The organism is Lentilactobacillus parabuchneri DSM 5707 = NBRC 107865, assembly GCF_001435315.1.
Lineage (GTDB): Bacteria > Bacillota > Bacilli > Lactobacillales > Lactobacillaceae > Lentilactobacillus > Lentilactobacillus parabuchneri.
On record NZ_AZGK01000001.1, the window covers coordinates 47,483 to 64,091 of the forward strand.

17 protein-coding genes and 1 riboswitch are annotated in these 16,609 nt (G+C 44.3%); of the genes, 8 read left to right on the forward strand and 9 right to left on the reverse strand.

Annotation, left to right across the window (positions count from 1 at the left end; all coding sequences use genetic code 11):
* Window positions 1-563: 563 nt before the first annotated feature.
* The 6 genes from FC51_RS00285 to FC51_RS00310 all read right to left on the reverse strand — a co-directional run bounded on the left by FC51_RS00285 (window position 564) and on the right by FC51_RS00310 (window position 6,020).
* The gene (locus FC51_RS00285; RefSeq protein ID WP_057910067.1) at window positions 564-2,003 is read right to left on the reverse strand and encodes a C69 family dipeptidase; all 1,440 of its coding nucleotides are present in this window, start codon (window positions 2,001-2,003) and stop codon (window positions 564-566) included.
* A 68-nt stretch (window positions 2,004-2,071) separates the two neighbouring features.
* The gene (locus tag FC51_RS00290; protein WP_057910066.1) at window positions 2,072-2,491 is read right to left on the reverse strand and encodes a hypothetical protein; all 420 of its coding nucleotides are present in this window, start codon (window positions 2,489-2,491) and stop codon (window positions 2,072-2,074) included.
* Between the two features lie 98 nt (window positions 2,492-2,589).
* On the reverse strand, window positions 2,590-4,098 hold the full coding sequence (gene ppcA, locus FC51_RS00295) for a phosphoenolpyruvate carboxylase (RefSeq protein ID WP_057910065.1): 1,509 nt from the start codon (window positions 4,096-4,098) through the stop codon (window positions 2,590-2,592).
* Between the two features lie 358 nt (window positions 4,099-4,456).
* Window positions 4,457-4,882 carry an OsmC family protein gene (locus FC51_RS00300; protein WP_057909368.1) on the reverse strand — a complete coding sequence of 142 codons (426 nt, stop codon included), beginning with the start codon at window positions 4,880-4,882 and terminating at the stop codon, window positions 4,457-4,459.
* Window positions 4,883-5,062: 180 nt separating this feature from the next.
* A complete protein-coding gene (locus FC51_RS00305; RefSeq protein WP_057909367.1) occupies window positions 5,063-5,350 on the reverse strand; it encodes a putative quinol monooxygenase in 288 nt (95 codons plus the stop codon).
* 37 nt (window positions 5,351-5,387) lie between these two features.
* Complete coding sequence (locus FC51_RS00310; protein WP_057909366.1) at window positions 5,388-6,020, reverse strand: DUF3862 domain-containing protein; 633 nt, start codon at window positions 6,018-6,020, stop codon at window positions 5,388-5,390.
* Between the two features lie 189 nt (window positions 6,021-6,209).
* Here FC51_RS00310 and FC51_RS00315 point away from each other — a divergent pair, with 189 nt between their 5' ends.
* The 5 genes from FC51_RS00315 to ribH all read left to right on the forward strand — a co-directional run bounded on the left by FC51_RS00315 (window position 6,210) and on the right by ribH (window position 10,784).
* On the forward strand, window positions 6,210-6,983 hold the full coding sequence (locus FC51_RS00315; protein ID WP_057909365.1) for a DUF4931 domain-containing protein: 774 nt from the start codon (window positions 6,210-6,212) through the stop codon (window positions 6,981-6,983).
* A gap of 140 nt (window positions 6,984-7,123) precedes the next feature.
* Window positions 7,124-7,257, forward strand: a riboswitch (FMN riboswitch).
* A gap of 179 nt (window positions 7,258-7,436) precedes the next feature.
* Window positions 7,437-8,486 carry a bifunctional diaminohydroxyphosphoribosylaminopyrimidine deaminase/5-amino-6-(5-phosphoribosylamino)uracil reductase RibD gene (gene ribD / locus FC51_RS00320; RefSeq protein WP_099046961.1) on the forward strand — a complete coding sequence of 350 codons (1,050 nt, stop codon included), beginning with the start codon at window positions 7,437-7,439 and terminating at the stop codon, window positions 8,484-8,486.
* A complete protein-coding gene (locus tag FC51_RS00325) occupies window positions 8,486-9,103 on the forward strand; it encodes a riboflavin synthase (protein WP_057909364.1) in 618 nt (205 codons plus the stop codon). The genes ribD and FC51_RS00325 overlap by 1 nt, the downstream gene beginning before the upstream one ends.
* Window positions 9,088-10,308: a bifunctional 3,4-dihydroxy-2-butanone-4-phosphate synthase/GTP cyclohydrolase II gene (locus FC51_RS00330; RefSeq protein ID WP_057909363.1), complete on the forward strand. Its 1,221-nt coding sequence runs from the start codon at window positions 9,088-9,090 to the stop codon at window positions 10,306-10,308. The genes FC51_RS00325 and FC51_RS00330 overlap by 16 nt, the downstream gene beginning before the upstream one ends.
* On the forward strand, window positions 10,305-10,784 hold the full coding sequence (ribH, locus tag FC51_RS00335; protein WP_057909362.1) for a 6,7-dimethyl-8-ribityllumazine synthase: 480 nt from the start codon (window positions 10,305-10,307) through the stop codon (window positions 10,782-10,784). The genes FC51_RS00330 and ribH overlap by 4 nt, the downstream gene beginning before the upstream one ends.
* Before the next feature lie 105 nt (window positions 10,785-10,889).
* Here ribH and FC51_RS00340 read toward each other — a convergent pair whose 3' ends face one another.
* On the reverse strand, window positions 10,890-11,927 hold the full coding sequence (locus FC51_RS00340) for a baeRF6 domain-containing protein (protein ID WP_057911120.1): 1,038 nt from the start codon (window positions 11,925-11,927) through the stop codon (window positions 10,890-10,892).
* A gap of 140 nt (window positions 11,928-12,067) precedes the next feature.
* The gene (locus FC51_RS00345; RefSeq protein WP_057909361.1) at window positions 12,068-12,286 is read right to left on the reverse strand and encodes a hypothetical protein; all 219 of its coding nucleotides are present in this window, start codon (window positions 12,284-12,286) and stop codon (window positions 12,068-12,070) included.
* Window positions 12,287-12,497: 211 nt separating this feature from the next.
* On the opposite strand from FC51_RS00345, the gene FC51_RS00350 reads away from it, so the two are divergent.
* A complete protein-coding gene (locus tag FC51_RS00350) occupies window positions 12,498-13,040 on the forward strand; it encodes a VanZ family protein (protein ID WP_057909360.1) in 543 nt (180 codons plus the stop codon).
* Between the two features lie 72 nt (window positions 13,041-13,112).
* Window positions 13,113-13,514: a pyridoxamine 5'-phosphate oxidase family protein gene (locus tag FC51_RS00355; protein ID WP_057909359.1), complete on the forward strand. Its 402-nt coding sequence runs from the start codon at window positions 13,113-13,115 to the stop codon at window positions 13,512-13,514.
* A 109-nt stretch (window positions 13,515-13,623) separates the two neighbouring features.
* Here the strand turns inward: FC51_RS00355 and FC51_RS00360 are convergent, their stop codons facing one another.
* Entirely contained in the window at window positions 13,624-14,520 is an 897-nt protein-coding gene (locus FC51_RS00360) for a zinc ribbon domain-containing protein (protein ID WP_057909358.1), read from the reverse strand.
* Window positions 14,521-14,829: 309 nt separating this feature from the next.
* On the opposite strand from FC51_RS00360, the gene spxB reads away from it, so the two are divergent.
* Window positions 14,830-16,584 carry a pyruvate oxidase gene (gene spxB, locus FC51_RS00365; protein WP_057909357.1) on the forward strand — a complete coding sequence of 585 codons (1,755 nt, stop codon included), beginning with the start codon at window positions 14,830-14,832 and terminating at the stop codon, window positions 16,582-16,584.
* The last annotated feature ends 25 nt before the right edge of the window (window positions 16,585-16,609 follow it).

The window sequence follows — 16,609 nt, forward strand, 5'->3', positions numbered from 1 at the left end:
GATAGATTGTTGTAAATCCCAAAAAAACAATTATACAAACTGTTCTTGCGACGTTACTTATTAACTTATCTGAAATCTTTAGTTTCATTAGAAATTCTCCTTTGCAATTGTTTTCTCGCTAACACAAGTTCAATTACTTGAAATGAACAAGTTCCGTTCATAATTTTTAGAATCTTCCGAAGACTGATATAATATCCCAACATCTTTATAAAAATGAAATACTGCCTGGCGACAAACTCAAGCTCCCAAAGGCAATTGTAGCAAGACTAGTCAGTTTTATTTTGGCTTAAATTCTATGGGGTACGTTAATGTTGCTACGGTTTTTCGGCTTTCAAAATAAGCTTCCCAAATTAGCTTTCGCTGCTTAGTACTTACCTTACTGCTATCTAGCCAAAAACTTGCTCCTTGGGGCAGAAGCCTGCACCTAAATTAACCGGCAGTGAAATCAAACTCGATTTCACTGCCGGTTAATTTAGGCCTCTAAACGTCCTAGTCCGCACTCTGTGTCTTTAATTTTTTTAGCTGAAAACGTGTTCCGCCTCAACCGTTGCTCGTCACACTCTCTACAATTCCCCGCCCTTTTCAAACGTCGGAACCATCTTTTCAGCTCTCATTAACAGCAGCTGATGGAGCAAGTCTTTGACATTCTCAGTAATCGTGTTGGCCACTTTTTCATTAACCTGATTATGCCAATCGGTCAGTCTGTCCTTTGAAATGTTTTTAAATTCCGCATCTGCGGCGGCTACCGCTGCTCTGCCATTTGCAAAGCCAAATTTGCGGCTTTCGGATACGGCCGTCATGGCTTCCAAATCATGTTCGGCAAAGAACGGATCTGCCAACATGGCCACTAACTTGTTCAACCAATAGAAGCTTTCTGTTGTGGTGCGCAACGGGGTATTCTTGAAGTTTGCAGGCGTATCGGTACAGTTTGCGAAGAACGGTACCGGTGCATTAAATTCGTTGACGCCTTCAGCCAGCCAATGAATTGCCGCTTGCTCGGCAGGGAAGTTCGGCCGGATTTGCAAAATATGCATTTCCTGGTTTCGATTCATGCCGATAGGACGATAGCGATGGCGGCTTTCTTCGGTACCCGTTTGGCCATAGGGATCAAATTCGGTTCCTTGATAATGGCTGCTTAAAAACAGGGCAATATCTTCGACGGAAATCAAATGATCGGCAACCCGTGTAAATGGCATCGTCCGACTTTCCGGATCCTGTTCAATTTCCGGGTTAAACATCTTTTGGCCGTACCAAACACGTGGGGTGTTGTAATAGTGATCGGCCTGGACATCTTCTCCAAAAATATCTCTGAAATTAAATCCCTTACGAGCCTTGTTTAAGTGATGGCTTTCGGCAAATTCTTTTAAATCGTCTGAGTACATGAAATGTTCTGCATCGTTAAAGTCAATTTCCTGGATCCCGGTTTGGTTAGGGGCAACCGCATAGCTGTCATCAGGGATGCGTTCAGCTGCCCAGTGATGGCCGCCAACGGTTTCAAAGTACCAGACTTCTTCAGAATCAGAAAAGGCAATACCGTTGCTTTCACAGGTGCCAAAGTTGGTAACTAATTCCCCTAATCGTTTAACACCTTCCCGGGCACTATGAATGTAAGGGAGCACACACGTCAGCATGGCCTCTTCGCCAATTCCGTCGGCAACCAGTGGATCCAAGCCCAGCATTGTGGTGTTGGTAAACTCGGTTTCAGTAGAACTCATGGCGACATTATCGGTGTTAATGCCAGATTCACCCCAAACACCGTCGGAAATATCTGCGTTGGGAGTTGCGGTATAGCGGAGCGGATGATCCGGTAACTTCACGCGAAATTGGTTAAAAGTGGAAATGTATTCGCTGGGTTGGTCCTGTGGATTGACAACCACAAACCGTTTTGCGTTGACGCCACCGCCGGCATCTTCATTTCGTGCAATCATTGTTGAGCCGTCTACAGTAGCGTTCTTACCAGCCAAAAAAGCGGTACAGCTGGACAAATTCTGAAATTTATTCAATCAAATCATTCCTTCTCAATTATTAACATCGGATCGATTAGGAAGCGGTGCGGAGATTCATTTTACGACTAGTAGCTGAGTGCTAATTGATTACTGGTAGTTGTCGGCAAAACCAATGCCTGACCATAAATCCAGTACTTTTGAACTTTTTTGTTCGTCTTGGCTTTCTTAGTGCTGTATTTTGAAATTCGGTACCAGTTGAACTGAGTGCCTTGAGTGGCGTATAGGTCAATTCGAACTTTGGTACCTTTCTTCAAGCCACTTTTTTTCCAAGAAATGGTTTTGATATTCTTAAAGTTGCTGGTTGGAATGTGGTTCGTCAATTTAAATGATTTGTATTGGCTGCCGATCTTGGCAACCGAACTTGTCTTGTGATAAGTTAACGAACCGGGCATTGATGCAGCCTGAGTCGTTGCGGATTGAGTCAATGAAACAAAGCCACCTAAACCTAATGCGGCAACGGTTAACAAAATTGATTTCTTAAACATAAAATGAACTCCCTTCAAATCTTGTTTGAAACATTTACCTAATCTTAGTATAAAACGCCAGACAAAAAAATCCAGCCGGCTAACTGGATTTTGAGTGATTAACCTAGGAATTTTCGTAAAATAGCTTGACGGCTGATCAATGTCGTCTTGGTTTCCTTGTCAGAAATCTTAACTAAATCAGCTGCCAATTGGGCGTGCTTTTCCTGTTCAGGTGTTTGTGGACCAGCCTTGATATCAAATAAGCGTTCAACGGCTTCGATATCTTCGTCAACTGCTTTCCAAGCGGGGTTCTTTGCTTGAAGGGCAGCCAAAGCGTCCTTACTGAAGTATTTGGCAACGTGGGCGTAATCATGCTTGATATTTGGATAATACTTCATCAAAGTGCTGAGTTCTTTATCATCCAACTTGTTCAAGATACGGCCGGTTCCCAAGAATTCAGGTGGAACACCAACTGAATAAAGGGCGCCGGTAAAGGTGATCGCACGCGGCATCTTGTAGCCGTCAACGTCACGGGAATAACCGATGATCCCGACGTGTTGGTGACGGTCACGACGCTTTGGGAAGGAATCAAAGACAGGTTGTAAGTCATTGATTAACGGATCCAAAGTTTCGTGGTATTCTGCGGCAGCCTTCTTGGCGATATTCAACAGGATATCTTGGTCATCATGGTTGATGATTTCAAACTTACTTTGTTGCAAACCGTCACGTAATTTGATGATGGCCGGTTCAACCACGTCTAACGGGTAGTCGTAACGGAAGGCAGACTGTACGGTTGCGGTCTTTAAGCCAGGGAATTCTTCGAGATAACGGTCGATCATCATTGGAGACAAGCCGCCACGGAAAATCGTGCTTCCCATTCCGGCAATTGGATAAATTGGCAAGCCGCTTTCCTGTTCAAATTCGGCGAGACCAGTCAACGCTAATTTATTTCCAATGATACTGTTCAAGAAACCATTTGACAAAGCGGAGTCTGATCCGGCTAAGAATACCCGCATGTAGCTAAGTTCGCGGCCAAAATGTTCTTTATACATTTCAAGGTATTTCTTCAAAATTTGCGGCGCATTTAATTGTGATTCAAAGCCTTCAAACAGTGGAATCATTTGCAAGGTATCGGAATCTTTGTGGCCGGTATTAAATTCAGTTGATTTGTAGTGAGAAAGGCTGGCAAACTTGTCTTCCATTGAAATCAGCTGGTCGGCTGATTGTGTCATCGGCAAGATTGCTTCGAATAACGGTCGTTCCTTAAAGCCCAAGTCGTAAGAGAAGTCTTCGGCTGACAAGATGGTTGTCATGGCTTGCATTAAGCTGTAGCCTTTTTCTTCCCAGATGTTTGGCAGACGGAAAGTTAAAAACTTATCCTTGCCAAGGGGATGCTTTTGGAAATACTCGTAGTGCTCAGAGTATAAACGGTCGATCACTGACGCATCGGCGTGTTTACCTTCCCAGTCCCACATGTATTCGTCAGCGCCGAGCTTTGAGAAGTTTTGGTAGGCTTCATCAATTTCCCGAAATGCGGAAACAAATGCGCTATCGTTATGCTTGAAGAAGGGAACTCCTGCGTTATCTGGATGTTGAGTACCCATAATGTTAGGGATTTTTCTATCCATAAAAAATGCCTCCTGAGGTTAAATTAAGTTCATTTAGAATGATTATACAGTAAAACAAGTCGAACTAAAAATAATATTAAGCTCCTAATAAAATTCATAAATATAAAAGATAACGAATATTTATAAACAATTTGTGGAGTTAATTTGTTATTTCATCTAAATTTTACAGCTTCTCTGTAATTATTACCAGCTTTTCATTGAAAATAAGAACATTTATTGCAAGAAAAATGGGAGCAAAAATGCTTAGCTTCCAACGCATAAACAAATGACCCAAACAATCCGATCTGGATGGTTGGGTCATTTGCTTATACGGACGACCAAGATCAAAACTTCATTGGTCTTAATCGCTCGTCATTGTTTAGTCAAACTGCTCAACGGTTTCAGCGGTGTAATTGCCACTATTCTTCAATAGTTTTGAAACTGGGCAGCGATTTTCAGCTTCCTTTGCAAACTTGTCGGCTGTTTCAAAGTCAACGCCCTTGACCATGATTTGCGCATGAACCAGAAATTGGTAAACGGCTCTTGAGCCAATAAAGGCAACTTTGACGTGGACCTCTGCGGTGTGGGGAACGCCGTGCTCTTTTTCAATTGCTTCCAGCGTGGCTTCCAGGCAGGTTGCCAAAGACATCCCCAGCAACTGCTCGGGATTGGTGCCGGGATGTGAGTTCATCGGGCTGCTGGTCTCGACCTTGATGCCGCCGGGAACGTAAGCGTGGCCTTCCAAGCCCTCATCATTGACTGCTTCGGTCTGGTATAACGGGTTGTTCCATCTTTCATCTTGCATGTTTGTGACCTCCTCATGTACTTACACTTGATTATAAGCGCTTCCAAAAGTTGGTCAAGAAAGTGTGCGCCAAATGGCCGGTTCCTTCCAGAGGGTCAGCTCACTGCTATTTGTACACGATACGACGCAGTAATAATCAAATTAAAAAAGCTGACGCCATTAAGCGCCAACTCTTGTAAGTTATTCGTTATAATCCATTCTGATAATAACCAGATCTTTACTTAAGAAATCGTTAATGCCAGCCAAGAATTTTTGGAAGTGAGCGGTATTATTATGGGACTCAACTGCATCCGCATCCTTCCAGTGTTCAATAATTTCGTAATCGGAATCGCTGCCAATTTTTTTGAAATGATCGTAAGACACGTTTCCGGCCTCAGCACGAGAGCCTTGAACCAGTTCGTCGATAAACGCCTCATAGTCCTTTTGCATCCCAGGCTTTACTGATAATTCTACGTTAATCACTTTCATCTTTGTAGCCTCCTATATAGTTTGGGCATGTACACTCTTAGTATATCGAAGTTTTAAACTTATTGTTTAATTTATCGTCGGTAAATGTCAGATCATAGGCGGTTCCGTCACTGTCAGTCACGTAAAGCAGGTACTTACTCGATAGTGGACCCTGGCCGGTAAACGATTCGCCGTTAGGGGTCCCTAAGGTGTTGACGGTTTCCTGGTAGGTGGTACCGAGACCTAATTGATCAATTTTTGACTTGGCAATCACGCGTTGTTTTTGTTTGGCAGCGGGGGAATAGGACTTGCCAACTACTTTGTGATTTAAAAATTGAACGGTGACTTTGGCGACGTGGAAGGTAGATGAAACATCCTTCCAAGTGAACTGGGTCACTTTTTGACTAATACCGTTCACTGAAACCGTCCCGATATGCGATGGATTGCCAAATAATTGGCGAACCTGCTGATCAGAAGAGCCGTTTGTGCCGTCAGTAATGTCGCCAACGTTGATTTTATCGAAGTTTTCGAGATTGATTCCTTCAACGATGCGATCATGCTTCAATTCGGCGGCGGTTCGCTGGCGGTCATAGTGGTTGCGGGTAGGCTTTTTGGCAGAGGTTGACGTCGAACACCCTGACAAAATTAACGTACAAATCAATGCAATTGTAACGGTGAGCGGTTTTTTCATCAAATTCCCCCAAACAGTTGTGACTAATTAATCGAATAAATAAAATCATTATATACTACATGAGTTATCAAACAACAGCTAAATCAATTACATTGCAGATTTTTGTTCAAAATATTTTTCTAACAGCCCAACGGCAATTTCGAATATAATAAAGACACAAGTTTCTTAAAAGAAAGACTGGTGAATCAAATGGCGAATCAACCACTGATATTTGATTATCAAGCAGCCAAAGGAAAGCCGGAAAATATCCGCCATCCCGAAGGCTACTGCCCATTTTGCGACGTTGCGCATCTCACTAATATTTTAGCGCAAGAAGACGATCGAATTTGGCTTCAAAATAAATTTCGAACACTGGAAGATACCATGCAAACGGTCCTGATTGAGTCGAGTGACCACAACGGCGGCCCGTCAACTTATTCGGTGGCACAAAACCGAAAAGTCTTCGAGTTTGCCTTTAAATGCTGGCACCAGATGATGGCCTCCAATCAATATCGCAGCGTCATTATGTATAAAAACTTCGGCCCAATGTCTGGAGGTAGTTTACGCCACCCTCATTTTCAAATTGTCGGCTTGAATAACTACGATGTGTATCAGAATATCACGTTGCGTAATTTCACTGGAGTTGCAGTGACGCAAGACGACCAACGTGAAATCACCTTATCGACCAACCCGATTATTGGCTTTGTCGAGATTAACATTGCCATCAAAGGAATTGCCCAAATTGACAGTCTGGCCGACGCAGTCCACGTGATCGTCAGGTACTTGCTGCACGATTATATGGGTGGGCGCTTATCTTCATACAACTTATTTTTCTACCAGTTGGATGGCAAATTTTACTGCAAGATTGTACCAAGGTACGCCACTTCACCATATTTTGTCGGTTACAAGATTGCCCAAGTCCAAAATCGACAGCGGTTAGCTGAGATTGCGCAAGACATTTCAGAGCGGTTGGACAATCAGTGACGATCTTTAATGTTGGAATGAGTGGAAAACGGCTTGATGCGGCCTTCCTCGGCGTGGAAGTGATGAAACCGTTTTTTTATTAAACAGTTTTTGGTTGCGCTTCCCTGGTCGATGGGGTATCATAATTTCGAAAACTGAATAGATTTCTTCGGGGCAGGGTGAAATTCCCGACCGACGGTGACGATGTGATAATCGAAGTCCGTGACCCGCGTTAAGCGGTTGACCCAGTGTGAGTCTGGGACCGACAGTAAAGTCTGGATGGGAGAAGAATCAAATAAGCATTTCATAACATCGGTGTGGACTGTTTGTGGATTAATGTTAAGGGGGACAGCTGTCTTCCGTGACACTTTTTCATGAGCATGGTCCCTCATGACTCGAATGAAATCTTGTTTAGCTTATCTAATAATTGCCTCGCAAATTCTTGCGGGGCTTTTTTCGTGGGGTGAATAAGATTTGAACGATCAAGATTACATGAAGATTGCCGTTAAAATGGCATGGAAAGGACTTGGAAATACTTGGACTAATCCACGGGTTGGTGCGGTGATTGTTAAAGATGGCCGACTCGTCGCGAGCGGGTATCATCATCAATTTGGCGAACACCATGCAGAAATTGACGCGCTTTCCAATGTGCCGGACGCAGAAAGTGTCAAGGGCGCGACGATGTACGTCACGATGGAACCTTGCAGTCACTTTGGTAAAACGCCTCCGTGCAGCGACCGCTTGATTAAAGAGGGCTTCAAACGAGTGGTTGTCGGTCAGGTTGATCCCAATCCAATCGTTGCGGGAAAAGGGATTGAACGGTTGCGGAATAGTGGCGTTGAAGTGGAAATTTTAGGAACGACAACGGCCCTCAACGAGGCGTATAACTTTTATTATGAGCGTCAGCGGCCGATGGTGACGATAAAATATGCTATGTCACTGGATGGAAAAATCAACCAACAGTCTGGTAGACGCACGATAATCTCGGGCGAAGAAGCCCAGGCAGACAGCCAAAAATTACGACGCATGAATCAGGCCATTTTGGTAGGGGAGCGAACCTTTAAAACGGACGACCCGCGATTAACGGTCAGAGGTCTTGAGAAACGATTTCAACCGGTCCGAATTATTTTGGTGAGGGATGCAAATTCAGTTACGCCGGACAAACGTTTATTTGAAAACGAAAGTCCGGTCTGGATTTTGTCCAGTCAATCTGCTCATCGGCAATTCCCAGACTTTGTTCATGTCTTTGTCAAGGACGAATGGCGGCCAAACGATGTCTTGGCACTACTTTCGGAGCACCACTTGCAGTCACTGCTGGTTGAAGGGGGCAGTCAGATTCAGGCTGAATTTGTCAGAGCCAATCTGGTGGATCAATTGGTAACCTATGTTGCCCCGATCGTCATTGGCGGCACTGGGCTGCCTGCAGTTAGTGGCGTGAGCGACGGCCGGTTAACGCACTTTGAGGCACCAGAGGTTACTCAACTGGGGCATGATTTGAAGATTACAGTCAGGAGGGCGCGCTAATGTTTACAGGAATTATTCAAGCACGAGGAAAGGTTGTTCAGGTCACTCAGAGCGGCCAACAGGCCAAGCTAACGATCGAGACATCCCTGGTTTCGGACGGCACATTTAAATTGGGTGACAGCATTGCGGTAAACGGGGTTTGTTTGACCGTTACGGACTTAACTGGGACTGGCTTTTCCGCTGACGTGATGCCGGAAACAATGCTGCGGACTAATTTTAATCAGTTGGCGTCCGACGCATTTGTGAACCTCGAACCGTCCTTATCCGTTGGCCAGAAGCTCGATGGCCACTTTGTACTGGGTCACGTGGATACAACGGCTACACTCGTCTCAACACAAGCGGATGAAGATTCGATACGATTGCGCTTTCAGATTGGAACCGAATATGAGCCCTACATCGTTGAAAAAGGATCGGTTGCCATCAACGGCATCAGCTTGACCGTCGTCTCAACCAGTCAGTCAACTTTTGAAGTGGCATTGATTCCTTATACGTTGACTCACACGAATTTAGGCAGCCTCAAGCAGGGCGATTCGGTCAATATTGAGACAGACATTTTGGGTAAGTACATTGTCAATATGGCCAAGAAAGGACTGACTGAAAAATGGACACAAAGATAATTGAAAAAGTTGATCGGGCACTGACAGAACTTAAAGCCGGAAATCTGATTATTGTCGCGGATTCTTTAGACCGGGAAGCAGAGGGCGACATGGTTGGGTTGGCTGAGAAGGTCTCCCCTGAAACGGTTAATAAAATGGTCACCCGTGCAAGAGGCTTATTATGTGTGCCAATGGCTGTTGAAATTGCCAACCGGCTCGAATTAAAACCGATGCTGGAAAATTCAAGCGATGCCTTTGGAACTGCTTTTACCAGCACATTAGATGCGAAATCCACCACCACTGGCATTTCCGCGTTTGACCGGGCAAAAACGATTAAGCGGTTGGCGGATCCCAACAGTACCTGGGACGACTTTTACCACCCCGGCCATATTTTCCCCCTGATTGCCCGACCGGATGGCGTTTTCGAACGGCAGGGGCATACCGAAGCCGCTGTTGATTTGGCTAAATTAGCAGGTGTTGCGCCAGTTGCTTATATTTGTGAAGTCCTCAAAAAGAATGGCAAGATGGCCCGACGAAAGGACCTCAAGGCAATTGCTGAAGGCAACGGGATGTCGTTGCTGACGATTGACGAAATTATTGCTTATCGAAAGTATCAGCAAAATCAGGCCATTCAAACAATTACCAGCGTTAAGCTGCCAACCAAGTACGGGACTTTTCAACTGGAAGCGTTTGACAATCCTGATGGCGGCGAACCAACCTTGTTGATTTCAAAAGGGGACTTGGCAACGGGTGACCCATTATTGAAGCGGCTGCACAGCGAGTGCCTGACGGGCGACGTGTTTGGGTCGAAGCGCTGTGACTGTGGGCCACAACTTGAAGAAGCATTACGTCGCATCGAAAGAAACGGACGTGGCGCCCTGATTTATCTGCGGCAGGAAGGCAGGGGAATTGGCCTGGCCAATAAACTGCGGGCATACGCCTTGCAGGAGCAGGGATTAGATACGGTTCAAGCCAACCAACATCTGGGATTGCCAATTGATGATCGTAATTATCAAATTGCGGCCACCATTTTGAAAAGTAAGGGTGTGTCTGAGGTCCGATTAATGACAAATAATCCGGATAAAATTCAGCAGTTGGATGGTTACGGCATCAAAACGGTTGAACGAATTCCGTTGGAAGTGGGATTAACTTCTGAAAACCAGCACTATTTACTCACCAAGAAAAACAAGTTAAATCACCTATTGAAAGAGGTTGGAAATGCATGAAAAATTTGTATGGAACACTTGCAAACCATGATTATCGAATTGGAATCGTGGTGTCGCATTTTAATGAAATCGTGACGGAGCGCTTGTTATCAGGTTGCGTCGCACAACTGAAAACGCTGGGTATCGGTGACGAGCAGATCACCGTGGCCCACGTTCCCGGCGCCATGGAGTTGGCAAGAATGACCAAGGAATTGGGCGCTTCCAATCGGGTTGACGGCTTGATTGCCTTAGGGTCGGTCATTCGTGGTGAAACATCACATTATGATTATGTCTGTCAAACAACCGCCAATGGGCTGGCCGACCTGTCGTTAAACGGGCCGCAGCCGGTGATGTTTGGGGTGTTGACAACTGAAAATATGGATCAGGCCTTGGCCCGTGCCGGTGGCAAAGCCGGCAACAAAGGGGCTGAATGCGCCATTGACATTGTTCAAATCTTAAATGTTCAAAGACAGATCAAGGAATTGGCCCAATCGTAGGTGTGCCAAAACGTGACGATGGTCCAACTGAAGACAGAAAAAAGCTTGGTGGGAGAAGAATCCACCAAGCTCTTTTTTCATTTATTGAAAACAAAATTTCTAAAATTATTGAACGGCGCTGACCAACGGCACTGACGGATCGTCGTTTACAACGGTCACACGGGTATCTTGCGCCAATGCCTGTTTGATCATTTGATTAATTTCGCGGTAAACACTTGGATCAGCCGCCTTAATTTCACTTCTTGAACCCACAAATAAGTGACGAATCTCTTTTGAGTTCAACAAGTTTTGAATGTTATTGAAATCAGTGAACAGTTGGTCCTTGAAAGTTTTCGTGATGGCTTCAGCGGTATTTTCCCGATTGTAGCCGGCAATCGTGTCATTGACGAGTTTTTCAATATCAGTCAGTGAATCGTTTTGAACTGATTGGGCAATCTCAAACGGTGCCAAATCCAAGCCATTGTTCAACTTCTTAAATAAGTTAATGTTTTGTGGCAGGCCCATCAACACGAAAGGGTGATTAGCGAGCCTTTGATTATTTTTTAACAGTTCAATCAGAAGTCGATAGTAGCGTTCCTGGTCAATTTTCTTCTCCTGGGTCGTTTCGTTATGCCCATGATACTGGGCGTTGCCTCCGCGGGCACTAAAGTTCAATTGACCACCACGCAATTCGGTTCCCAAGGCGTCTTGAACGGTTGCCGGATAATCGTCAATGACAAGTGAGCTGACGCGTTTGTTGACCAGCTTATAGAGCTGACTGTTATCTCGATTGAGGCTAATCAACGTGTAATCAGCGTTGGGCGCCTCGCTTAAGAGCAGCAGAAAGTCAATGGCATCCTCTATTCGATAATCGGCCTTTTCGACACTTGTTCGAATCAGGTGATAAACAGTTTGACCGTGCTGATCGGCAATGACAGTCATGCCGTCATAGGGTAATTGGTCGTGGATCAGGTGATTGATATCGTCAATCAATGGGTCAATTTCCACGCCGATTTCTTTTTGGATCTGTTTGAGCATATTCTTTACTCGGAGTTGTTCATTTTGATCAAACGACAGCTTCCGTAAGTTGAGATTCAATGTAATCACCGGTGCTTGTAAATCGGGTAATCTTGCTAAATCTGACACATTTATCATCGTTGCCATAAGTCGGACACTCCTTTAGTCATGTTTAGTTATAACTATATTATTATATAACTTACTTATAGTATATCAGATATAGCATATAAAGCCTAATTTTATGCCTGCTATTTGTGTTCATCAAAAAAAGACAATCCCATTCAAACTCAGGGATTGCCGTATTGCAGGTTGGTGATGATTGAAAGGACACCACCGAATAACGTGAATAACAAGCTAAAGATCGCCAGGGCGATGAAGAGATGTTTCCACTTGTAAGGGGCCGGTTCGTGGCGGGCATTTTTATAAATTAAGTAAAATGCGCCTGCCACAATCACGAAAACGCCGGCCGTCAATATGATCCAAACTGCTGCCAGGATGATGTCCATCATGAATCCTCCTCAAAAAAATCTATCTTCTAAGATAGCATTAGCTGTTTTTAATCGCAACTATTGTTAAGAGCTGTTGAGAGAAGATTGTTATGTCTCCCTTAAGCCTGTCGTATCAAGGGAGCTTTTAAGTTTCAGTTAACCGCATCTTCTTATGATAACGATATTAATAAAGTGAGTGACGAATGATTTTGAAAGGAAGGTGGACGTTATGATTAAATGGTTGCCATATTTGTTAAATATTACGGGTGTTCTGGTTTGGCTTAAAATGCAGTCGGGGCATCTCAAACGGTTGTCGATTTTCCAGCTGGTGACGATTATCTCAGCCCTGGTCTACATTTTAGTGGTGAGTTATCTGACACTGGCACCAACATCATATGCCTTTGTGGGACCACAATACGTCTCACCGATGATGATTGGAACAGCTCCGATCAATTTGGTTCCGTTTTGGAGCACAACTGCTGATTTTTATCAAAACGTGGTGATGATGCTGCCGATGGGAATCTATTTGGGGCTGTTGTTACCAAAGCTCAAATTAAAAAATGTTTTGTTAACCGGATTAGCCGTCAGCTGCACCATCGAGGGACTACAGTTTGTTCTTGATTTAACCGTTGGCTTATCGCGTTGGGTTGACATTAATGATGTCTTGACCAATACCTTTGGCGTTTTGGTGGGCTGGTTAATTCTCGCGGTTTTACGGCACACCATTGTCAAGGGACTCATCAAGCCATTTACGATCACTGCTTTTAAGTAACCGAGGGTAAATGATTGCGTTGTCGGTCCGCTGGCACTAAAATGACGTTGCAAAAATTAAATGGGAGATGTTATGATGGCAAAATTAAATCAGGCAATGAAAGATATGATTGCGGGAGAATTAGCTTACATCGCAACGGTTGATGCTGACGGGAACCCGGACATCGGACCCAAAATTTCAATGCGGGTGTTAGACGATGAACATCTGATTTACAACGAAATGACCGGTGGAAAGACCCAGGCAAACATTAATGAGAACGGCAAAGCAATCGTTGCGGTTGCCAACCAAAAGGCATTTAAAGGATTCCGATTCGGAGGAACTGCCAAGCTCTATACGGATGGGCCATACTACGAACAAGCCGAAGAATGGGCAAAAGGCAAGTTCCCAGCTCCAAAGGCTGCCGGCGTGATCACCATCGAGCAGATTTGGACGTTGGATCCGGGTCCAAAGGCTGGAAAATTGGTTGAAGAATAAAGTGGGCTGGATGCTGCGATTTGGCAGATGATTCGGCTGGTAATCATTCAGTGATAGTGGTGCGGGACACGAGCATGGTGCTTGTTTGTCCTAACACCACTTTTTTGTTTTACGCTTGGTAGCTGATATTTTCAAAGAATGAGGAGCCGTCAGTGACGGTATCATAGGTGGTTGCATCCTCAGATTCATCAGTCAATATTTTAATGGAGGTGGGTTTTAACCCGGAGGTTGATTTTCCTAATAGCACTAATGCGAATTCAACTCTTTTGGCATGAGCGGCAATTTCATCTTCAGAACCAGTATCACTGAGTGAATCGTCGGCAAAGTTGGTTTGGTAACCGTTTGAATAAATGATTTGCTTGATCCCGCCGAAATTAATTGCATTGCTAGATGTGTTTTTAACTGTATATTCAATTTTCATTCGCGTATAGTCTTTGGACATGCTGTTCTTATTGTATGAGTCGAGGGCTTGATCGAGTTGATCCTGAGTATTCGCATGGATCTTGTCAATTTCTGCATGTTTAAATTTGACTGTCAACGGACCGTCTTGAATGGTTGCGTTGGGTTTGGTGCCCAGGCCTATCAACGTTGCTGTTCCAATAAGTGGACTGTTTTTCCATTGGCCGATTTTTGTGGGATGTTTTAACGATGTTGAAGGGATTTCTTTAGGATCTTTCGTTTTTGCTTTTGTATGATGCTTTGTAGTTTTAGAACTAGCTGTGGGTTGCATCACCACCGTTGTCCGATTGTTGTTTAGCAGTGCAATACAGGTCACAAATCCAACCCCTAATATGATGATGGCCCAGACCATCCAGTTTTTGTACCAATGTTGTTGAATGGATTGCCGACTCATTACTTTTGAACTGGGGTCAGGATGATCGTTTAATTGATTTGAAACTTCTTTAGTGGCAACAACGGTTTGTGGCTGTCCACAAAAGGGGCAAAATTGTGCTGCTTTTGGGATCTCCTTTCCACAAGATTGACAAAACTTTGTTTCATTAGTCATGATGGAACCTCCAAATATGTATTCAGCTTTTATAGTCTTCGGGATTGGACAGGTGACACTTTTGATTAGGTGAATCGTTTTACGAATACTAACTATACCTAAAATATGGGGCGCACGTCAACTATTATTTTCTCTTAATTGAATACTTCCATTTGCGTGTGGTTATAATTGAGCGACAATACAATTGCTATTCTGACAGCTTGTTAAGCGCTTACAAATAAAAAGTCGTTTTGATTGTATTTTTAATTCACCGCAACTATTATGTGTGTAATTGGTAATCGTTTATTGGTTTATAGGAGGTTTTTGATTATGGCAAATACAATTAATTCAGGAGTTGCAGCATTACGGACCCTCGAAAGTTGGGGCGTTGATCACATTTACGGCATTCCTGGTGGAACCATTAACAATTTAATGTATGCGCTGGATGAGGAAAAGGATAAAATCACCTATGTGCATGTTCGACATGAAGAAGTTGGTGCGTTGGCTGCAGTTGCCGACACGAAATTAACCGGAAAAATCGGGGTTGCATTTGGATCTGCCGGACCTGGTGCAACGCATTTGTTCCAAGGCGCTTATGATGCAATGGCTGATAAAGTGCCGGTGTTACTAATCGTTGGCCAAAATCCACAAGCATTGATGAACCAGGATTTCTTCCAGGAATTTGATGAGGACCCATGGTTTAAAGACGCCGGCGTCTATGCACGAACCGTGACGACTGCAGAAAGCCTGCCACACATTTTGGACGAAGCGATTCGGCGCGCGTTTGCACAACACGGACCGGCAATCGTTACAATCCCAAACGATTTGGCAAATAAAGAAATTCCGGCTGATGGCTACTACAGCTCCGCCACTAATTTTGCAAAACCCGAGCTGAGTGCCGCTTCTGACGAGCAGGTTAATCAGGCACTTGAGTTGATTAAGCAGGCTAAAAAGCCGCTTTTGTACGTCGGCCAAGGAACCATTGGGGCAGCTGACGAGGTAATGGAATTCGCTAAGAAATTCCAGATTCCAGTTATCACAACCGCCCTCGGCAAAGAAATTATTCCTTATGATTTTGAAGCCTTATTAGGTTCCGCTGCCCGGGTTGCTTCCAAGCCGGCAAACGAAGCCCTTCAACAAACCGACCTGATGTTGTTCATCGGCTCGAACTATCCATTTGCGGAAGCAATGTTCAAACCAGATGTTAAATTTATTCAAGTTGATAGCAATCCTCAAATGTTAGGTAAGCGGCATAAGACCGATGTTGCGATGCTGGCCGATGCCAAGAAGACCTTACAGAAATTTATTGAAATCGGCGAAACAGCTGAGCCATCACATTGGTACGCTGCCAACGTGGACAATGTTACCAACTGGCATGAATACAACGACCACATGATGAATCGAACCGAAGGCAAATTGCGATTTGAACCGGCATTTAAAGAAATTAATCGAATTGCTGAAAAGGACGCGATTTTCTCAATTGATGTTGGCGATGTTACTCAAAATGCGGTTCGATTATTGAAAACCAATGGTCATCAGCCTTGGATTACGTCCGGCCTATTTGCCACAATGGGCGTTGGTTTACCAGGATCCATTGCAGCCAAGTTAAGTTATCCTGACCGTCAAGTGTTCAATCTGACAGGTGATGGCGCTGCAGCGATGGTCATGCAGGATTTGAGTACCCAAGTCGGATACAAACTGCCGATCATTAACGTCGTCTTTTCAAACGAAGCCCTTGGATTTATTGAAGACGAGCAGGAAGATGACAACCACGAATGGTTCGGCATTAGCTTACCGGAGACTGACTTTGCCAAGGTTGCTGAAGCACAAGGCATGACCGGAATAACGGTGACTTCGGTTGACCAAATCACCGCGGCCTTTGATAAAGCTGTCGAACTGACCAAGGCAGGCAAACCGGTGTTGATTGACGTCAAGATCACAAACGAACGACCAATTCCAGTTGAAAAATTGGCATTGGATCCCGATCAATTTGACCAAAAGACGATTGACGAATTCAAGAAACGTTACTATGCAGAAGATTTGGCGCCATTAAGTGAATTCTTAAAGAAACACGGCGTTCAATAAAATAAAAAATCCCCAAGGACGATTG

What these genes read in the sequence shown, in the direction of transcription:
- FC51_RS00315 (WP_057909365.1), top strand. Translation starts at nt 6,210, where the DNA reads ATGGCGAATCAACCACTGATATTTGATTATCAAGCAGCCAAAGGAAAG.
- FC51_RS00350 (WP_057909360.1), top strand. Translation starts at nt 12,498, where the DNA reads ATGATTAAATGGTTGCCATATTTGTTAAATATTACGGGTGTTCTGGTT.
- ppcA (WP_057910065.1), bottom strand. Translation starts at nt 4,098, where the DNA reads ATGGATAGAAAAATCCCTAACATTATGGGTACTCAACATCCAGATAAC.
- FC51_RS00340 (WP_057911120.1), bottom strand. Translation starts at nt 11,927, where the DNA reads ATGGCAACGATGATAAATGTGTCAGATTTAGCAAGATTACCCGATTTA.
- FC51_RS00305 (WP_057909367.1), bottom strand. Translation starts at nt 5,350, where the DNA reads ATGAAAGTGATTAACGTAGAATTATCAGTAAAGCCTGGGATGCAAAAG.
- FC51_RS00300 (WP_057909368.1), bottom strand. Translation starts at nt 4,882, where the DNA reads ATGCAAGATGAAAGATGGAACAACCCGTTATACCAGACCGAAGCAGTC.
- FC51_RS00325 (WP_057909364.1), top strand. Translation starts at nt 8,486, where the DNA reads ATGTTTACAGGAATTATTCAAGCACGAGGAAAGGTTGTTCAGGTCACT.
- FC51_RS00360 (WP_057909358.1), bottom strand. Translation starts at nt 14,520, where the DNA reads ATGACTAATGAAACAAAGTTTTGTCAATCTTGTGGAAAGGAGATCCCA.
- ribH (WP_057909362.1), top strand. Translation starts at nt 10,305, where the DNA reads ATGAAAAATTTGTATGGAACACTTGCAAACCATGATTATCGAATTGGA.
- FC51_RS00355 (WP_057909359.1), top strand. Translation starts at nt 13,113, where the DNA reads ATGATGGCAAAATTAAATCAGGCAATGAAAGATATGATTGCGGGAGAA.
- FC51_RS00345 (WP_057909361.1), bottom strand. Translation starts at nt 12,286, where the DNA reads ATGGACATCATCCTGGCAGCAGTTTGGATCATATTGACGGCCGGCGTT.
- FC51_RS00310 (WP_057909366.1), bottom strand. Translation starts at nt 6,020, where the DNA reads ATGAAAAAACCGCTCACCGTTACAATTGCATTGATTTGTACGTTAATT.
- spxB (WP_057909357.1), top strand. Translation starts at nt 14,830, where the DNA reads ATGGCAAATACAATTAATTCAGGAGTTGCAGCATTACGGACCCTCGAA.
- FC51_RS00290 (WP_057910066.1), bottom strand. Translation starts at nt 2,491, where the DNA reads ATGTTTAAGAAATCAATTTTGTTAACCGTTGCCGCATTAGGTTTAGGT.
- FC51_RS00330 (WP_057909363.1), top strand. Translation starts at nt 9,088, where the DNA reads ATGGACACAAAGATAATTGAAAAAGTTGATCGGGCACTGACAGAACTT.